Origin of the sequence: Streptosporangium saharense, assembly GCF_014203715.1 — a bacterium.
GTDB classification, from domain to species: domain Bacteria; phylum Actinomycetota; class Actinomycetes; order Streptosporangiales; family Streptosporangiaceae; genus Streptosporangium; species Streptosporangium saharense.
The window spans coordinates 130,378-146,570 of the sequence record NZ_JACHJP010000011.1 but is presented as its reverse complement, the minus strand read 5'-3'; the positions used below and the strand labels follow the sequence as shown (position 1 = coordinate 146,570).

At 70.6% G+C, this 16,193-nt stretch carries 16 protein-coding genes; 8 read left to right on the top strand and 8 right to left on the bottom strand.

The features are described from left to right. The first annotated feature begins 139 nt into the window (after nt 1-139). The gene (locus tag FHS44_RS42555) at nt 140-1,066 is read left to right on the top strand and encodes an ArsR/SmtB family transcription factor (protein WP_184722869.1); all 927 of its coding nucleotides are present in this window, start codon (nt 140-142) and stop codon (nt 1,064-1,066) included. A gap of 49 nt (nt 1,067-1,115) precedes the next feature. Next, nucleotides 1,116-1,400 carry a DUF427 domain-containing protein gene (locus tag FHS44_RS34420; protein ID WP_184722867.1) on the top strand — a complete coding sequence of 95 codons (285 nt, stop codon included), beginning with the start codon at nt 1,116-1,118 and terminating at the stop codon, nt 1,398-1,400. Nucleotides 1,401-1,427: 27 nt separating this feature from the next. Here the strand turns inward: FHS44_RS34420 and FHS44_RS34415 are convergent, their stop codons facing one another. The 4 genes from FHS44_RS34415 to FHS44_RS34400 form a co-directional block, all read right to left on the bottom strand. Continuing rightward, complete coding sequence (locus FHS44_RS34415; RefSeq protein ID WP_184722864.1) at nt 1,428-2,633, bottom strand: FAD-dependent monooxygenase; 1,206 nt, start codon at nt 2,631-2,633, stop codon at nt 1,428-1,430. After that, nucleotides 2,630-3,511, bottom strand: a complete 882-nt coding sequence (locus FHS44_RS34410; RefSeq protein WP_221461644.1) for an SAM-dependent methyltransferase — start codon at nt 3,509-3,511, stop codon at nt 2,630-2,632. Before FHS44_RS34410 ends, FHS44_RS34415 begins: the two co-directional genes overlap by 4 nt. A gap of 119 nt (nt 3,512-3,630) precedes the next feature. Next, nucleotides 3,631-3,936, bottom strand: a complete 306-nt coding sequence (locus tag FHS44_RS34405) for a hypothetical protein (protein ID WP_184722861.1) — start codon at nt 3,934-3,936, stop codon at nt 3,631-3,633. 244 nt (nt 3,937-4,180) lie between these two features. Further along, nucleotides 4,181-4,942, bottom strand: a complete 762-nt coding sequence (locus tag FHS44_RS34400; protein ID WP_184722858.1) for a GNAT family N-acetyltransferase — start codon at nt 4,940-4,942, stop codon at nt 4,181-4,183. A 486-nt stretch (nt 4,943-5,428) separates the two neighbouring features. Here FHS44_RS34400 and FHS44_RS34395 point away from each other — a divergent pair, with 486 nt between their 5' ends. Together FHS44_RS34395 and FHS44_RS34390 are read left to right on the top strand one after the other, a co-directional pair. Beyond that, complete coding sequence (locus tag FHS44_RS34395) at nt 5,429-6,301, top strand: dioxygenase family protein (protein ID WP_312863929.1); 873 nt, start codon at nt 5,429-5,431, stop codon at nt 6,299-6,301. 14 nt (nt 6,302-6,315) lie between these two features. Beyond that, a complete protein-coding gene (locus tag FHS44_RS34390) occupies nt 6,316-6,492 on the top strand; it encodes a hypothetical protein (protein WP_184722855.1) in 177 nt (58 codons plus the stop codon). Nucleotides 6,493-6,701: 209 nt separating this feature from the next. Here FHS44_RS34390 and FHS44_RS34385 read toward each other — a convergent pair whose 3' ends face one another. Further along, the gene (locus FHS44_RS34385; protein ID WP_184722852.1) at nt 6,702-6,989 is read right to left on the bottom strand and encodes an iron-sulfur cluster biosynthesis family protein; all 288 of its coding nucleotides are present in this window, start codon (nt 6,987-6,989) and stop codon (nt 6,702-6,704) included. A gap of 155 nt (nt 6,990-7,144) precedes the next feature. Here FHS44_RS34385 and FHS44_RS34380 point away from each other — a divergent pair, with 155 nt between their 5' ends. After that, nucleotides 7,145-8,137 carry a helix-turn-helix transcriptional regulator gene (locus tag FHS44_RS34380; protein ID WP_184722850.1) on the top strand — a complete coding sequence of 331 codons (993 nt, stop codon included), beginning with the start codon at nt 7,145-7,147 and terminating at the stop codon, nt 8,135-8,137. 65 nt (nt 8,138-8,202) lie between these two features. Then, the gene (locus FHS44_RS34375) at nt 8,203-8,772 is read left to right on the top strand and encodes a GNAT family N-acetyltransferase (RefSeq protein WP_246436538.1); all 570 of its coding nucleotides are present in this window, start codon (nt 8,203-8,205) and stop codon (nt 8,770-8,772) included. Here the strand turns inward: FHS44_RS34375 and FHS44_RS34370 are convergent. After that, nucleotides 8,769-9,815: a hypothetical protein gene (locus tag FHS44_RS34370; protein WP_221461643.1), complete on the bottom strand. Its 1,047-nt coding sequence runs from the start codon at nt 9,813-9,815 to the stop codon at nt 8,769-8,771. The two genes, FHS44_RS34375 and FHS44_RS34370, sit on opposite strands and share 4 nt — an antisense overlap. Nucleotides 9,816-9,952: 137 nt before the next feature. On the opposite strand from FHS44_RS34370, the gene FHS44_RS34365 reads away from it, so the two are divergent. Beyond that, a complete protein-coding gene (locus FHS44_RS34365; RefSeq protein WP_184722847.1) occupies nt 9,953-10,819 on the top strand; it encodes a helix-turn-helix domain-containing protein in 867 nt (288 codons plus the stop codon). Further along, on the top strand, nt 10,816-11,223 hold the full coding sequence (locus FHS44_RS34360) for a VOC family protein (protein WP_184722844.1): 408 nt from the start codon (nt 10,816-10,818) through the stop codon (nt 11,221-11,223). The genes FHS44_RS34365 and FHS44_RS34360 overlap by 4 nt, the downstream gene beginning before the upstream one ends. Nucleotides 11,224-11,276: 53 nt before the next feature. On the opposite strand, the gene FHS44_RS41375 is transcribed toward FHS44_RS34360, so the two are convergent. Continuing rightward, a complete protein-coding gene (locus tag FHS44_RS41375; protein ID WP_184722841.1) occupies nt 11,277-13,937 on the bottom strand; it encodes an RCC1 domain-containing protein in 2,661 nt (886 codons plus the stop codon). A gap of 448 nt (nt 13,938-14,385) precedes the next feature. After that, nucleotides 14,386-16,152, bottom strand: a complete 1,767-nt coding sequence (locus FHS44_RS34350; protein ID WP_184722837.1) for a phosphatidylglycerol lysyltransferase domain-containing protein — start codon at nt 16,150-16,152, stop codon at nt 14,386-14,388. Nucleotides 16,153-16,193 lie beyond the last annotated feature (41 nt).

Sequence of the window (16,193 nt, the reverse complement as noted above, 5' to 3'; positions counted from 1 at the left end):
GGCGCTTCCCCCATGTTTCCAGCTTTGGTGAAATATCTCGGTTTCCCGGACACCGGTCACTAGGGTGACTGGGGTGGGGGCGGATGCGGGCACACGGGTGTGGAGTGAACTGCGGGTTTCCTCGGCGCCGAGGGTCTCGGTGTCGATCTCGCCGAACCTGACGGCACTGGCGGTGATCGCCGACGCACTGGCGGGCAGACGGAGGGGGCTGCCCGAGCGGTGGCGTCGTGCGGTCCAGGAGTCGGTCGGCCCGAGGGCACGGGAGGCGGTCAGGCCGCTGGGGGCACCGGGATACTCGGTCGTCCCCGACAGCGTGGTGCCCCAGACCCCGATCGAGGGCTTCTCCGTCACCTCACAGGCCGAACTGCTGCGCGCGGTGCCCGAGGAGCAACTGACGGCCGACCTCGAACAGGTCTTCGGCGGGGGAGTGCCCGAGCACTGGCGGCCCGCCGCCGACCGGCCGAAACGGTGGTTCGCGGGATACGCGGCGGCCCTTGAGGACGTGTGGGACGTGACGGGGCCGCTGTGGGAACGGGCCTCCTCCCTGTTGGACCGGGAGGTCGAGCGGGTCGGCACCGCCGTCGTCAGGGGCGGCCTCGACGTGCTGCTCAGCTCACTGAGCGAGCGGATCCAGTACGGCGAGGACGGGCTGCTGATCGCGGACCTCGAACCGAGCCGGTACGACCTCGGCGACCGGAAGATGATCCTGGTGCCGATGCTGGCCGGGCGGGACGCGGTGATCGTGAAGCTCGACCACCCCGAGGTGGTGTGGATCGCCTACCCGGTCCCCGGGGCGGAGACGCTGTGGCGGGAACGCGACCCCAGGGCGGCCGACGAGTTGGCGGCGCTGATCGGCCCGGTGCGCGCGGCGCTGCTGCACACCCTGGACCGGCCCGCCACGATGAGCGCCCTGGCCTCGGGGGCGGGGATGGTGCCCAGCGCGATCACCTACCACTGCGAGCGGCTGGTCGCGGCGGGCCTGGTCAGCCGCGAACGGCGGGGCCGCGAGGTGTGGATCGTCCGTACCCGCAGGGGTGAGGAACTGCTGGACCTGTTCCGCCACTGAGATCCGGGCGGCGATGGCCGTCGCCGGGGACGTGTGCGAACCTTGGCCCATGGCTACTGCGCGCTGGAACGGCGAGATCATCGCGGAAAGCGACGAGACGGTGATCGTGGAGGGCAACCACTACTTCCCGGTCGAGTCCGTCTCCTCCGAGTACCTCAAGCCGTCGGAGACCACCACCGTCTGCGGGTGGAAGGGCACGGCGAACTACTACACGCTGAACGTCGAGGGGCAGGAGAACCCCGACGCCGTCTGGTACTACGCGGACCCGAAGGCGGAGGCCGCCGAGATCAAGGGACGGGTGGCCTTCTGGAAGGGCGTCGAGGTCACCGACTGAGCTCACCGGAAACCACGGGGGACGGCCTCACGCCGTCCCCTTCTCCATGAGAACCAGCTCGGTCTCGACCTCGTGACCGTACAGCCAGGCGTTCTGCCGCAGCGGGTCGCCGTTGGCGAGGCCCTCGTCACGTTTGCGCTGCTCGGGACCGTCGGGCAGGTGGTTGACCGCCTCGCGGCCCCGGCTGCCGAGCTGCACCTGCGAGGCCCTCGGCTTGCGGATCTCCTCGTAGCGCAGCAGCGCCCGGTCCGCGGTCTCCGGCGTCGCCTCCCGCAGGCACCCGGCCAGGACCGCCGCGTCCTCGACCGCCTGGCAGGCTCCCTGGCCGAGGAAGGGCAGCATCGCGTGGGCGGCGTCCCCGAGCAGGGTCACCCGCCCGTCGGTCCAGCGGTCCAGCGGGCTGCGGTCGTACATGGCCCAGCGCTTGGTCTCCGAGGCGGCGGCGATGAGCTGCCCGAGCCGGGGGTCCCACGTCTCGAACTCCGCGGCCAGGTCCTCAAGACGGCCGTCCGTCGTCCACGACTCGATCCGCCACTCCCCGGCGGGCACGACCGCGACCACGTTGACCAGCCGTCCCCCGCTGACCGGGTAGTGCACGAAGTGCCTTCCCGGCCCGAGCCAGATCGTCTGCGCCGGTCTGAGCATCAGGGAGGGGGCGGCCTCGGCGGGCACCAGGCACCGGTAGGCGCACAGCCCGGAGAAGCGCGGCGGCGCCTCGGCCACGACCGTGGGCCGCACCGTGGAGTGGATGCCGTCGGCGCCGACGACCACGTCCGCCACGGCCGTGCTCTCCCGGCCCGCGGAGTCGATGAGGGTCAGCTCGACCTCCCGGCCGTCCTGCCGCAGCCCGGTCAGCCGCCGGTCGAGCCGTACGAGCTCCTTCGGCACGGCCTCGGCCAGCATGGTCAGCAGGTCGGCCCGGTGCGCGACGTAGCAGTCGGCGCCGTACAGCCTGCGGCACTCGGCGCCCATCCGCTGGGCGAACAGCACGCTGCCGTCCTGCCAGCGGCGCATCTCCCAGGCGACGTCGAGCCGTACGGCGAAGTCGGCCAGCCGCTCGCCGAGCCCGGCCCGGGTCAGGGGGCGCACCATGTTGGGGGCGACGATGATGCCCGCGCCGACCTCGCGCAGCTCACCGGCCTGCTCGTAGACGGTGACCTCGACGCCCGCCCGGTCCAGCAGCAGGGCGGTGGTCAGCCCGCCGAGTCCTCCTCCGACGACGGCGACTCTCATCGGGCTCCTCCGCTGCTTCCCGGGCCCGCCAGGCGGCCGAGCCCTCCGTCGACTCTGATCCTGGGCGGCCCCCCGCCGGGCAACGGCGGCAGGCCGTCGTCGTCGGCACGCCAGTCCTGTACGGCCACCAGCCCCGGGTCGAGCAGTTCGAAGGGACCGAAGAGCGCGCGGACCCGCTCGTGCGGGCGGAAGGTCACCTGCATGGGGGTGTTCGCCGTACCCGAGGACAGTTGTGCCCGCGCGGCCGGTGAGCTCTCGGAGGTCACGTGCGAGAGCGCGAGATGACTGCCGGGGGCCACCCGCCGGGCGAACTCCTCGACGACGCCGTCCGGGTCCTCCGCGTCGGTGACGAAGTGCAGCACCGCGACCATGATCAACCCGACCGGTTCCGAGAAGTCGATCAGCCGGGTGACCTCGGGGTCCTCCACGATGTCACCTGGTCTGCGGACGTCGGCCTGGACGCTCGTCACGTTCTTGCCGCTGGAGAGCAGCACCTCGGCGTGCAGGCGTACGACGGGGTCGTAGTCGACGTAGACCACGGTGGCCGAGGGGTCGGCGGCGTGGGCGATCTCGTGCACGCTGGGGGAGGTCGGGATGCCGGTGCCCAGGTCGACGAACTGGCGGATGCCCCGTTCGGCCATGGTCCGTACCGTCCTGACCAGGAAGTCGCGGTTGGCCCTGGCGGTCAGCCTGGCGTCGGGGGCGACGGTCAGCAGCCGGTCGGCGAAGGTGCGGTCGACCGCGAGGTTGTCCTTGCCCCCCAGCAGGTAGTCGTAGACACGCGCCGAGCTGGGCACGGTCGGATCGACCCCCGGGGGAACACGTTCCAACTCGGTCACCGCGACTCCTCCGTCGGCGAAGGCCAGCGCGTTGATCATACTGGTCGAATTACCGCCCAGGATGGCTTATCTGGACCAAGTATCCGTTCTCACTATTCCTTTCCCGCCTCTCCTGTACGGCCCCGCCAATGGGCGCGAGCCGTACAGGAAGGAGGTTCTCAGCGCGTCTGAACCTGGACGGAGACGATCTCGTGCGCGGTGATCCACGTCGAGGAGGTCGTGCCCGCAGGGGCCCACTCGCTGTAGATCGGGATGTAGCCGACCTCCGCGAGGAAGTGCTTCTGCAGGACGAAGACGCGGTGCTCTCCGGTGCCGCCGGAGCAGTAGCTGCTGGCGGTCCGGTCGACGATCTGGTAGCTGCAGCCCGTGGGGGCGGCGGAGGCGCTCGTCGCGGTGCCGGTCACCATCGTGGCGGTCAGCAGTGCGGTGGCGCAGACGGCCGCGAGCCGACTTCTGGCGTTCATGCGTGACTCCTGGGGGGTGAGCGTCGGCTTCTGGAGCCCCGCTGAGATCGCGGCCCGCGGGGGTGGGCGAAAGGCGGCCCCCTGGGAAAGGGGATACGCCGGATACACCGTCGATGACGGTTAGTTAAGGGAATTAACGCAGGTCAGCGCGGTTCTGGTTAGGAAAGTTTCTTTAAAGAAAAGATAAACCGGGCTCTGGAGGGCGTCAATATCCCTTTTGGGGAACGTGTTCTCCGTCGCGATTTCAGGGGCGGACCCGGTAGTGGTAGCCGTGCGAGGGGGAGAAGCCCGCCCGGGTGTAGAGCCCGAGGGCCGCCTCGTTGTCCCGCTCGACCTGGAGGTAGAGCCGCTCGGCTCCCCGCCCGCGCGCCCACCTCGCCCCCGCGGCCAGTACGGCGGCCGCCACCCCGGTGCGCCTGCGCTCGGGAGCGGTCGCCATGCAGAAGACGCCGGCCCACTCCCCGTCGGCCACGACCAGCCCCATCCCGGCGGGGCGGTCCTCGACGGCGACGCTCAGGAAGGCCGCGGGGGAGGGGACGCGGGAGAGCACCTCGCGGCCGACGGCGGCGCTGTCGTCGTGGCCGTCCAGCTCGGTGAAGACGCCGAGCCACCGGTCCGGGGCGTCCGCCAGGCGCACGGGCAGGGGCGGCACGGACGCCGTCGCGGCGACGACCTTCTCGGTCGGGGCGGTGAGCACGGCGGTCATCCCGGTGCGTCGGTAGCCCGCCTCGGCCAGGGCCGCGTCCAGCTCGCCGTGCTCCTCGGCGGGGCTGACCTGGACGCGGACGGGAAGGCCGCGCTCGCCGTAGAAGCGCTCGACGAGGCCGATCCCGGGCGTGCCGGTGCTCGGCGGGGGAGGCAGGGCGGAGTTGCTGCGCTGCCTGCCGACCCCGGGGGTGTGCCGGAGCAGCCAGCCGTCGCGCTCCTCGGCGAACGCCGCGGGCCAGGCGGCCGCGGCCCGCCGTTCGATCCCCCTGACCGTCGTGTCACCGCCGGTACCGGTCATGTCGTCTCCCCGTGGTCGGAGGCCATCACGTCGGACGATCCCCCATCCTCCCCCGGGGTCCGTCCCGCGCCCGAAGGGGGTGAAAAAAGAGCAGGATGGAACGGTCTACAGTGGCCTCTCCAGGCGTAACATCCCGAAGACGGCAGAAAGCCGGGCGAGGTCGAACGGCCCGGCATGCTATTGCGGACGCCCTCTTGTCGCAATTCCTTCATGGCCGAAAACAGAGGGCATGACATGAAAACCATCTGCGGACGCCTTGACCTGGTCATTTACTGGGAAAAGGTGCATAGCGTGAAGTTATAGAAAACTGTGGGGTTCAACCCACTCCCGCACGGTGTCAGCTTTGGTCCAGTCCAGGCTGCCTGGTTCGTTCGGCCCGCCCCGTGGCGGCATCGCACATCGCCGGTCCCTCACCGGCCTCGTCGGCGCCGTGCGCGGCCGGGAGGAGCGGCCAGGCACGACCCCCCGAAGGCCAAGGAGGCCATTGTGGACGCCGAGAACACCCCCGTCGAGGAATTCGACGAAGAGAATGACACCAGGGGCATCAGCCGTAAGACCCTGCTGAAGGCCGCCATCATAGGTGCCCCGATCCCGCTGCTCATGGGCGGGGTTCCCGCCCTGGCCCGGGACGCGAAGCAAGAGGGCAAGCTGCTCGACCCGACGCCGTACTGCGGCAGTGGCGACCCCGCCACGATCGCCCAGACCGAGGGCCCGTACTTCAAGCCGGGTTCCCCGCTGCGCGACACGCTGACCGGCGCGGGCACGGCGCTGACCGTGAGCGGCTTCGTGTTCAACCGCTCCTGCCAGCCGGTCGCCAACGCGCTGCTGGACTTCTGGCAGGCGGACAACGCCGGTAACTACGACAACAGCGGCTACACCTTCCGCGGGCACCAGTTCACCAACGCCCAGGGTGGTTTCAAGCTGACCACGATCGTGCCGGGTCTGTACCCGGGCCGTACCCGTCACATCCACGTGAAGGTGCAGGCCCCCGGCCGGAGCATCCTGACCACCCAGCTTTACTTCCCCGGTGAGCCGCGCAACAACACGGACACCATCTACGACCCGCGCCTGCTGATGAACGTCAAGACGGTCGGCTCGGGCCGTGAGGCGACCTACGACTTCGTGCTCAACTTCACGGGCACGCCGCAGACGCCCACTCCCACCCCCACCAACAGCAACACTCCGACTCCGACGCCGACCCAGACCGGCAACCCCGGTGGCACCTGGGCCGCGTGGACGAGCTACAACGCCGGTGACGTCGTCAGCTACGGCGGCTCCAACTACCGGTGCATCCAGGCGCACACCGCCTACCCCGGCTGGGAGCCGCCGAACGTTCCCGCCCTGTGGCAGCGCGTCTGACGCACCGGCCTGTCATGACCGGTGCCCGCGTGCGCGCGGACACCGGTGCCGGATACTCCGGCCGGCGCACCGTGGGGCCGGTGCAGCGCGGACCGGTGGGCGGGGCGGTCAGCCGTCCCGCCGTGGCGGCGGTCCCCGGCCGCCGCGCGAACCCCGTCGTCACCGTGCCAGGGCGGGCGCTCATCCGGTGACGTGACGGGACGCGCGGGTGGCCGGGGACCGGCGTCGCGTCCGCGGACCGGGTGTCACGTGCACACGTGGCGCCCGGTCCCGTCGTGGTCTTCCCCGGTGCGCCCGGACCTCCGGTCCGCACCCCCCTTTTCCGGGGAACGCCGGGAGGTGGCTCGTCCGTCAGGACACCCCTCCCGGCGACCACCGGAGAGGCGACACCGGGAAGCGGTCAGCGGTTCTGCTCGGTGACCAGGAAGGCCACGGAGCCGCCCTCGTCCACGTCGGCGTCCAGTGCCTTGTCGTCGAGCAGGTCAGCGGCGGCCTGGTCCAGGAAGATCCTGGCCCCGTCCGTCTCGACCACCTTGTCATCGGTCTCCGGGCCGTTCACGACCGACAGCGTCAGTGAGCCCGTGCCGTCCGGCTGTGAGGAGATCCGGACGCCGGTGTCCTCCGATTCCGCCACCTGAGAGCTGAGGTCCCTGATCACCTGGGCAGCGGTGTCCGTCAATGTGAGCATCGTGACTCCTTGTCGGGATCTGGGTTGATTATTCGCCCTTGCCCGCTGTGAAAGTGCCCAACCGCTTCCCTTGTCCTTATTTCTCCCGTGACGCCTCCACGCGAGGAGCCTTTCCGCGAAGCTCGTAGGGCGCAAGGCTGCGGGACAATGGGCGTATGCGTGCGAGTCGTCTGCTGTCCCTGCTGCTGCTTCTGCAGACCCGGGGGCGGATGACGGCCACCGAGCTCGCCGGGGAGCTGGAGGTTTCGGTCCGCACGGTCTACCGGGACGTCGAGGCGCTGTCGTCGGCGGGCGTGCCCGTCTACGCCGACCGGGGACCCACCGGGGGATACCAGTTGCTGGACGGCTACCGCACCCGGCTCAACGGCCTGACCGCCGAGGAGGCCTCCTCGCTGTTCCTCGCGGCGCTGCCGGGGCCCGCGGCCGAACTCGGCCTCGGGGAGATCGCGGCGAACGCCGAGCTCAAGCTGCTCGCCGCCCTGCCCCCCGAGCCGCGGTCCCACGCCACCAGGATGCGTGAGCGCTTCCACCTCGACGTCCCCGGGTGGTACCGCGACGCCGACGAGACCCCCTTCCTGTCCGACGTCGCCGAGGCGGTCTGGGAGCAGCGGCCGATCCGCATGGTCTACCGGCGCTGGGGGCCGCGCGAGGTCGAGCGGCTGGCGCAGCCGTACGGGCTGGTCCTCAAAGGGGGGACGTGGTATCTCGTCGCGGCGGCCGACGGGGGAGGGCCGCGCACCTACCGCGTATCACGGATCGTGACCGCCGAGATCCTCGACGGCCGCTTCGAACGGCCGGCCGGGTTCGACCTGTCCGCGTTCTGGGAGAACTACTCGGCCGAGTTCCGCGCCCGCATGCACACCGGGCACGCCCTGGTGCGGGTCGCGCCGGAGGCCATGAAGATGCTCCGCTACGCCGTGGGCGCCGAACTCGTCGATACCGCCCTGATGGAGGCGGAGCCACCGGACGAGCGGGGCTGGACCACGCTGCGCCTGCCGACCGAGTCGACCAGGCACGCCCACTGGCTGCTGCTGCGCATGGGCGCGGACCTTGAGGTGCTCGAACCACCGGAACTGCGCGAGATGATGACCGAAACAGCCGCGGGACTCCGCGACCTGTACGGCCCCGGCCCGCGAGAGGGCTCCTGACCAGCGGAAACGCCGGAGGGAAAACGCTGTCGCCCGTTACGGGCTGGGTGCCCTAGCCTGTCCGGATGCTGATGCCTTTCTCCCCGACCTTCCCCATCCGTACCGACCGCCTGATCCTGCGCCCCTTCAACCATGACGACCTGGAGGGGCTGAACGCCATCCAGTCGCTGCCCGAGGTCGCCCGGTACGTGTACTGGGAGCCCCGCGACCTCGACGAGTCCGCCGAGGCGCTGGAGATCAGGATCGGGCAGACGACGCTGACCGAGGAGAAGCAGCCGATCACCGTGGCGGTCGAACTCGCCGAGACCGGCGAGCTGATCGGTGACGCGATGCTGTTCTGGCAGAGCGAGCAGCACCGCAGCGCGGAGGTCGGCTACGTCTTCCACCCCCGCCACCACGGCAGGGGATACGCCACAGAGACGGTCGCGGCCCTGCTCGAACTCGGCTTCGACGGCATGGGCCTGCACCGGATCTTCGGCCGGATCGACGCCCGCAACGACGCCTCGGCCCGCGTCCTCGAACGCGTGGGCATGCGCCGCGAGGCCCACCTGGTGGAGAACGAGTTCGTCAAGGGGGAGTGGACGGACGAGGTCGTCTACGCGATCCTGCGGCGCGAGTGGCGTGCCCGCCGCTAACCGGTGATGTCCGGGTTCGCCGCGAGGATGTCGTCCCTGACCCGTCTGAGGCGCGGCAGGTAGGCGCGCACCCGCAGCGCGCGCTCACGCAGGCCCGCGGCGGTCTCGACCCCCAGGTCCCCGGCCAGGTCGAGGAAACCGGGCATGAAGGCCGCCTCCCGGCCGTCGTGGGCCAGGATCTTCAGGCAGCGGGCGTAGGTCGCGGCGATCCAGAAGACCGCCTCCCGGTGGTGGCCGCGCGCCAGCAGGTCGTGGCCGCCGCCGACCGCGACCGGCCGCGCCGCCTCCGCGATGTCCGAGGCGAAGGGGTACGGCGTCGCGGGACCCGCCGAGGCGGCGTCGAAGGCCTCCGTCATCGTCCTCAGGTGGCGCGCCACGCGTTCCGCGTCCAGGTGCGCGCAGCCGAGCAACTCCAGCAGCTCCTCGTGGACCTCCGGCCTGCCGTACTCCAGCAGCAGCGACCGCGCCGCCAGGTAGCGCAGCCGTACGGTGGGATTGCGCAACCCTGCGGTCAGCAGCACGTGCGTGGTCACCCCGGTCGGGAACAGCCACCCCGTCACCCGGTCGTACGGCGGGGCCAAGACGTCGAGCGCTGCGAGCGCCGCGAGCCCGTCGGTGACCTTGTTCTCCGCCTCCTCGCAGCGTCTGAGCACCCACTTCCGTCTGGCGTAGCCCCTGGAGACCGCCTCCCGCAGCGCGCCCAGCGCGCCCGTGGGGTCGGCCAGGACCGTGTCGCCCCGCAGCGCGCCCGCCAGGTGGTAGGAGCCCAGGACCTCCTCGCTCGACGGCACCGGCTCCCAGCCCAGGTAGGTGATCTCAAGCAGTGCTCCGCCGTAGCGGAACTTGCCGGGCTTCGGCGGGGGACGCCGGGTCGAGAGGACGACCATGACGTCGACGTCGGAGGCGGGGGAGAGGGGGGCGTCGGCGGGCAGCCAGGCCACGGAGCCGCTGAGGAAGGCGCCCACGAAGCCCGGGATGCCCGGGGAGTGCTCGGCGATCCACCTGGCCGCCGTCGCCCGTGCCTCCGCGGCGTTCATCGTCATCCACCCATCTTCTCTGAAGTTGATCTACATTGTAAAGGCGCCGGGTTAGATGATTTTCCCGGCAAAAAGGACAGACAAATCGCAACGAGGGCCGTGGGTAGGCTGGCCGCGGGTCCACGAGCGGTCGGAGGTGACGGATGACCGAGCCCGAGTTCACCGTACGGCGCCCGCCGCCCGTGTTGCGGCAGTTCGTCGCGAGCTACACCGGCTACCGGGAGGTGGGGCGGGAGCCGGGACGCCACCGTGGCCTGCCCTCGCCGTACCTCACGTTGATCGTCACCCTCGACGAGCCGCTGGTGCTCTCGGTGCGCTCGGACGGGCGGGCGGGGCCCGAGCGCTACGACACGCTGGTCGGTGGCCTGCACACCACGTCGGCGCTGATCACCCATGACGGGCGGCAGTCGGGTGTCCAGCTCACGCTGACCCCGCCGGGGGCGCGGGCGCTGCTCGGGCTTCCCGCGGGGGAGCTGGCCGGGGCCGACCTGCACCTGTCGGAGGTCATGGGGGACTGGGCGGGACGGCTGCGCGAGCGGATGCTCGAAGGCGAGGACTGGGCGGGGCGGTTCGCGGCCCTGGACGCCGAGCTGCTGGCGCGGGTGCGGGTGGAGCGGACGATGCCGGCCGAGGTGGCGCGGGCGTGGGGGCTGCTGATGTCCTCGGAGGGTTCGGTGAGCGTGGCCGAGCTGGCCCGGGAGGTTGGCTGGAGTGGCCGTTACCTGAGCCGGAGGTTCGCCGAGGAGATCGGTCTGCGGCCGAAGGAGGCGGCGCGGGTCGTGCGGTTCGACCGGGCGCGGCGCCGGTTGCGGCGGGCGGCGGCGCTGGGGGAGCTGGGTGGGCGGTTGACGCTCGCCGATCTGGCGGCCGGGTCCGGCTACTGTGACCAGGCCCATCTGGCCAGGGAGTTCGGCGCGCTCGCGGGGTGTCCGCCGAGCCGGTGGCTGGCGGAGGAGTTCCGAAACGTCCAAGCCTGGGGTGCCGCGCTGGCGGAAGACTCGGGTGCATGAACGAGACAACTCCACGGCCCCAGGTGTGGCCCATGCTGCGTGCCCGGGATCCCCGTGGCCTCATCCGCTTCCTCGTGGAGGCGTTCGGTTTCGAGGAGACCGTGGTCTACGGCGAGGGGGAGCGGGTCGATCACGCCGAGCTGTCCTGGCCGCTGGGCGGCGGGGTGATGCTCGGCGGGACGCGTGAGGTGGCGGACGATCCGTGCGGGCTGAGGCCGGGCACGTTCGGCGCCTACGTCGTGACGGACTCGCCCGACGAGCTGTTCGCCAGGGCGGTCGCCGCGGGGGCGCGTCCGGTCCGTGAGCTCACGGACACGGACTACGGTTCGCGTGACTTCATCGTCGCCGACCCGGAGGGCAACCGGTGGTCGTTCGGTACCTACCGGGGGCATCCGGCGGGGTGAGGAACGGGCCACGGGAGACACCCCCGTGGCCCGTCCTGTGTGTCTACGGCGCTTTATGGCAGGGAGTCGATGGCGGCGTGGAGGTCGGGGCGGGGGCCGATGTGGTGGGGGTCGCCGGTGGGCTGGGCCGTGCCGGTGAGTTTGAGGGTGTCGCGGACTTGGGCGGGGGTGAGGACGCCGCTTCCGGCCTTGGCGACTCCCTGGAGGGCGGCGACGGTTCCGGCGACGATGGCGCTGGCGCTTGAGGTGCCGCTGAAGGTGCCGGTGTAGTTCTTGTTGGGGTTGCTCTCCGAGGGGGTCAGGTCCCGCACCGAGGGGATGCCGAGGGTCGCCACGCAGACGCCGTAGGCCTGGACGTCGAGGCGGGAGCCGTAGGTGGAGAAGCTCATCGCGGTCAGTTCGGTGGGGGCGCCGGATCCGTGGCAGTTGACGCCGCCGGGGCTGGGGGAGGCTCCGGCGCCGACCATGATGGCGCCGGAGTCGGGGCGGCCCATGATGGTCGTGGCGTAGGTGTCGGTGGGGTCGTCGAGGTTGTTGCCGCCGTTGCCCGCGGCCTCGATGACGGTCACTCCGGCGGCGGTGGCCAGGACGGTCTGGTCGTAGATGTTGCTCTCGACCTCCCAGGGGTACCAGGGGCCGCCGGAGCCGGTGGGGGTCACCCCGATCTCGTAGAGGATCACGTCGCCGGGTCCCGAGTGGGCGGTGGCGTAGGCGACGGAGTCGGGGACGTCGGTGCCGGACAGGTGGAGGGTGGCGTGCGGTGCGATGCCCGCCATGCCGAGGCCGTTGTCGTCCTGGGCGCCGATGACTCCGGCGACGGCGGTGCCGTGGTAGATGGCGGGGTCGTTGACGCAGGCGTCGCCGAAGACGGGCGGCACCTGGACGATCTGACCGGTCGCGACGTGTGCCGCGAGGTCCTCGTGGCAGAGGTTCCAGCGGGTGGCCAGGCCGTTGAGCTGGGTCGGGGCGGTTCTCGGGGTGGTGGTTCCGTCGCCGAGGCGGCCGCTGCCGTTGGCGCCCCAGACGTAGAACCACTGGCCTGCCTTGCCGACGTTGTGGATCGCGCCCGCCGCGATCTGGTCCGCGGCGACGGAGATCGTGACGGGGGAGGTGCGGTCGACGATGGTGCCGTCGCCGAGCTGGCTCTGGGCGTTGTCTCCCCAGGCGTAGGTGGTCGTGGAGAAGGTCGTGGCGACGCTGTGCAGGGTGCCCGCGGAGACGCCGTTGACGCCGGTCAGGCCGGGGACGGTGACCGGGGTCTTGCGGTCGGTGGTGGTGCCGTCGCCGATCTGCCCCTGGCCGTTGTCTCCCCACGCCTTGACGGTGGCGCCGGTCAGGAGGGCGAGGACGTGGTCGCCGCGGCCGCTGACCTGGGTGACGTCGGTCAGGCCGGTGACGGCGGCGGGGGTGATGTGGTCGGTGGTGGTGCCGTCGCCGAGTTGCCCCTGGCTGTTGTCGCCCCAGGCTTTGACGGTGCCGTCGGCCAGGAGGGCGACGGAGTGGGCGGTGCCCGCCGCGACGCTTCCGGCGCCGGTGAAGACGCCGGTGAGGCCGGGGACGGTGATGGCGACGGGGGAGTCGGATCCGCCGTAGCCGAGCTGGCCCTGACTGTTGTCTCCCCAGGCGCGTACGGTGCCGTCGGAGAGGGTGGCCAGGACGTGGCCGGGTCCGGCGCTGATGGCCACGGCGTTGGAGATTCCGGCGACCTGGACGGGGACCTTGCTGTCGGTCAGGGTGCCGTTGCCGAGTTGGCCCTGGCTGTTGTCGCCCCAGGTCCAGACGGTGCCGTCGTCCTTGAGGGCCACGGAGTAGTCGTTGCCCGCGGAGACGGTCAGGACGTGGGACAGGCTGGGGACGCGCGCCGGGACCTTCCTGGTCGTGGTGTCGCCCATGCCGAGCTGTCCCTGGCCGTTGTCGCCCCAGGACCAGGCCTCTCCGCCGAGGGTGGCGCCCCAGGCCACCATCAGGGAGTGGTTGGCGCCTGCGGAGACGGTCTGCGCGCCGTACTGGGGGATGATGCTGGACTGGTACTCGATGTCGGTGACGGTGATGCCGTCGCCCTTGCCGCCGGTCTGGGTGTGGGCGTAGTCGGCGTCGACTCCTCCGCCCAGGACGGAGGTGGCGGGGTTGAGATACTTCTGGTGGGTGCGCAGGGGTTCGGTGGGGGCCGCGAGGGGGAGCCTGGCCTGGGCGATCTCCACCGAGGGCAGCGCGTTGAGGTCCCTGAGCAGTCCTTCGACGCCGCTCCTGGGGGCGGTGACGACGAACCAGGAGTTCAGGTCGGGCAGTTCACGGCCGGTCCGTTTCTCCAGTTGGAGGCGCTGTTCGGTGATCTTCGTCTCGGGGGTCGAGGACAGCGGCCGGATGGTGGCGTCCCGGTACTTGCCCAGCACGTGTTGGATCTCGGTGGCGTCCCCGGAGTCCTTGGCGACCAGTCCCTGTTCGCGCAGCCGTACGGCGAGGCCCGGCTTGAACTTCACGGTCAGTTGGGTCGTGGAGAAACCCTTGGGCAGCGGGCCGTGGGTGCCCGGGGCGGTGTTCTTGTCCTTGCCGTGGTCGTAGGCGGGGGCGGGTTCTGCTGAGGCGGGACCCGCGGTGACCACGCAGGACAGGGCGCCGACGGCCACGGCGAGCAGGGCGGTGGCGAGTCGCCGTCCTGTTCGCCGGGGTGAGGGAGAGCCCGCGCGACCCCGGGTGGCGGAGTGAGCTGACACCGAATTCTCCTTTTTCGTCTTTCCGTGGTGCGTGGGCGCCGCCGGTGCTTGTGGCTTTTCGGGCATGCGGGCACGCCGGAGGGCGCGTTTCCCACGCGGTGGATGTGCGGTGTGGAACCAAGGGAGCAGACGGGTCAGCATAGGCTGATCATCGGTATGAAAATCAACTGTTGAAACGATTTACACGGTCGGCTTCCGGGTGGGCGCCCAGTGTTATTGCGATGATCGTTGAAAGATACTTTTGTCGCTTGACAGTGCGGTTTCCTCGTCGTATTGAGGCTTTCTGTGAAGCCCGATGAGCAGGGACTTTCCCAATGGGGGAGGTGTGTTTCTGTGATGGGGGGATTCCTGTGGGTCGCGAAGGCTGCCTAAGGGAAAACGCCGTCCTGATTTTCCCGGTAAATGGACGGCGTTCCGGATCCTCGACGTAGGCACGCGTCCGGGATTCTCACGGCTTCAGTGTGAGCCTTTTCTTCGACGCGCCGGGGAACACGACGACCAGGTGTTCTTCACCCGTGTCGCCGAACCGCACGTAGACGCGGAGCCGGTAGTGGCCCTTTCCCGCGATCGCCAGGTTCGGCATCGGGGCGCCCGCGCCCACCTCGTCCTCGCCCATCTCCGGCACGGTGAGCCGGCCGCTGCGGCTGACGATCGGCATCTCGTTGATCTGCTCCCACCCGGCCGTTCGCCGTGGTGGTGCGGTGCGCATGGCCTTCACCGTGAGGCACAGATCGACGACGTCCTCGACGTGCCCGACGAGCACCGCGCTCTCGGCGACCCCGAAGAGGGCGCCGTCGTCGTGGATCCTGTCCATCGCCTCCTCCGCCTGCTCCTCGGTCACCCTGTCCCCAGGGTCGTGGACCAGATAGCCGAAGTCGCCGTCGGCGAACAGGAAGTACTTGGCCGTGGCCTGGACGACCCCCTTCGTCCTGGGCCACGGGTCACGGCAACCGGCGTTCGCCGCGGTGAGGTAGGCGGCGTTCGCCTCCCGCGTCTCCTCGGTGGAGCGCAGCAGTTCGGGATGGGCCGCGCCGATGATCTCCGGGCAGACGTAGACGAGGTCCTCTGGATCCACGCCCCAGGAGGACCGCTCGCTCCCGGCCCGCTTCAGGATCGCCTCATGCTCCTCGCCGTTCCTCGCCCGGCACAGCGCCTGCCCGGAGGCGAGGATCCCCTGGTCCGACATGCTGTCCGGGAACATGGGCGGGGTTCCGTCGTCCGTGCTCCGCGCCAGGCACAGGAACACGGCGTCGCGTTCCGCGGGTTTCAGGTCGCCGAAGGCGGGCCGGTCGTAGCAGTCCGTCGATCCGCCGGTGTAGGTGAGGTGCGGGGTCCGTTCCGGGTGGATCATCGCGATGATCGGCAGCAGGACCACGGCGGCCACCGTGAGGCGGACCGCGCGCCGCCGCGCGGGCGGAAGATCCGCCGGTTGGCCCTCGGGAGGAAGCTCACGGGCGGTCGCCGCGATCCACACGACGTTGACGAGCATCACCGTTTTCACCATGACGAGCATCGCCAGGTTGTCGAAGATCTCGTCGGCGAAGAAGCCGAGCGAGATCAGTACTTGGAGACCCGCAGACGACCAACCGAGGGCCCGCGTGCCGCGGCTCCACCGGCCGTCGCGCCGCTGCCCGATGACCGTGACGACGGTCACCGCCAACCCGCCCAGCGTCAGGGCCAGTTGGACGCCGACGCCCGTTCCGAGATCGGGGAGGTCGAGTTCGTAGAGCAGCGCGTCGGCCAGTCCGGCCAGTTCGACGGCGAACATCGCCCCGGCCGCCACGCGCAGCAGGCGGGATCGCCAGCGGATGACGAGTAGGTAGAGGATGTCGATCGCGGTCCACAGCGCGAGCTGGAACGCCGCGATCACCGTGTCGGGGAGTATGTCGGCCGGGTACCGCAGCACGAGGCTGTACGCCACCGCCAGGTACAACAGGCGGCGCAGCGCCTTCTCCCGGCGGTTCACTGGTCCCCGCACGGGGGTGCGCAGGATCAGCCACAGGAACGCGGCCTTCACCAGGGCGGCTCCGAGCAGCGCCACGGTCGTCGGGGCGTCGAACCCGTCGGACGAGTGGAATCGCACGTAGCCCGGCAACGACCAGTTGACGGCCAACCAGAGCCAGGCGTCGCCGAGCACCAGGCCCGCGACCGCCGCCGCGAGGACCAGACCGACGACTCCAAACCCGGCGATCCGCCATAAACCATCCGGAAGCATGGGTCGTGATCTTAGTGCGGCGCTGCCGTACGACCGTCCTG